Annotated in this window: 2 protein-coding genes; both read left to right on the top strand. The window is 61.0% G+C overall.

What is annotated here, in order from left to right; all coding sequences use genetic code 11:
- Positions 1-67 precede the first annotated feature (67 nt).
- Positions 68-382 carry a transposase gene (locus M4D77_RS23745; RefSeq protein WP_068969944.1) on the top strand — a complete coding sequence of 105 codons (315 nt, stop codon included), beginning with the start codon at positions 68-70 and terminating at the stop codon, positions 380-382.
- Positions 379-1,272 (top strand): IS3 family transposase, encoded by an 894-nt coding sequence (locus M4D77_RS23740; protein WP_165630008.1) that lies wholly within the window; start codon positions 379-381, stop codon positions 1,270-1,272. Before M4D77_RS23745 ends, M4D77_RS23740 begins: the two co-directional genes overlap by 4 nt.
- Positions 1,273-1,300 lie beyond the last annotated feature (28 nt).

Below are 1,300 nucleotides of genomic sequence, written 5' to 3'. Positions count from 1 at the left end.
TGAGCCTCCCCAGTTTGAGTGGACACCGAGATAGTGGGGCCAGGGGTCCTGCTGGAAGGATGTCGACATGTCCAGGAGGCGGTCGTTTACGCCGGAGTACAAGGCTCAGGCTGCTCGTCGGGTGATTGATGGTGGTCGGCCGATCACCGAGGTGGCTCGGGAACTCAATGTGCATGAGAATCTGCTGGGCAAATGGGTTCGGGCTGAGCGGCTTCGAGACGGCGTCGCCGATGATGTTCGCAAGGTGCCGCCCGACCAAGATCTGTCGGCGAGTGAACGCTCAGAACTGACCAGGCTGCGTGCCGAACTCGCCGAGAAGGACCGTGATATCGCATTCCTGAAAAAAGTATCGGCGTACTTTGCGGCGCAGCATCATCGGTGAGTCGTTTCGAACTCATCGCCGCGGAGTGCGCCAACCACGACGTGACGAAACTTGTTGCTCTCCTGGGTGTGTCGCGGTCCGGATTCTACGCGTGGGCAGATCGGCAACATCGTGTCGAGTTGACGCCCCGACAGCAGCGGCGCCGGGATCTGGAAGTGAAGATTCTGGCGCACTGGCAGGCCTCGCGACGCATCTACGGTTCACCGCGCATTACCGCCGATCTGCACGCTGAGGGGGTGGCGGTCTCGGAGAACACCGTCGCCAAGATCATGGCCGAGATGGGCATCGAGGGCATCAGTCCGCGCACGTTCAAGGTCAGGACCACCCAGGTCGATCCGGCCGCGTCGTTCCCGCCGGACCGGGTCGGCCGCGATTTCGATCGCGGCGGCATCAACCTGGTCTGGACCTCCGATATCACCTATCTGACCTGCGGCGAAGGGGACGCCTACCTGTGCGCGATCCGAGACGAGCACTCGCGTCGAGTGCTGGGCTGGTCGCTGGCAGATCACATGCGCACCGAGCTCGTCGAGGACGCGGTGGATGCTGCAGTGCTCACTCGTGGCGGTTCGGTGGCCGGCACCATTCTGCACAGCGACCGAGGCGGTCAGTACACCAGCTACGACATGGCTTCAGCGTGCCGTCGACATGGTTTGCAACGCTCGATGGGCGCGACCGGCATCTGCTGGGACAACGCCGGCGCCGAGTCGTTGTGGTCAACGGTCAAACACGAGAACTACAAGCGCCACGCGTACGGCAGCTACGCGAATCTTGCTGCCGGACTTGACAATTACATCCGATTCTACAACCATGACAGAAGGCATAGCTCGCTAGGGATGGTCTCACCTATCGACTTCGAAATCAGATCACACACAAGTCAGCAAACAAGCTAACCGTGTCCACTTTTTCAGGGGAACCTCA

This window comes from Gordonia sp. p3-SID1431 (genome assembly GCF_025143765.1).
Lineage (GTDB): Bacteria > Actinomycetota > Actinomycetes > Mycobacteriales > Mycobacteriaceae > Gordonia > Gordonia hongkongensis.
Note: the sequence above shows the minus strand (reverse complement) of the source record. Positions and strands in the feature narration are given on the sequence as shown.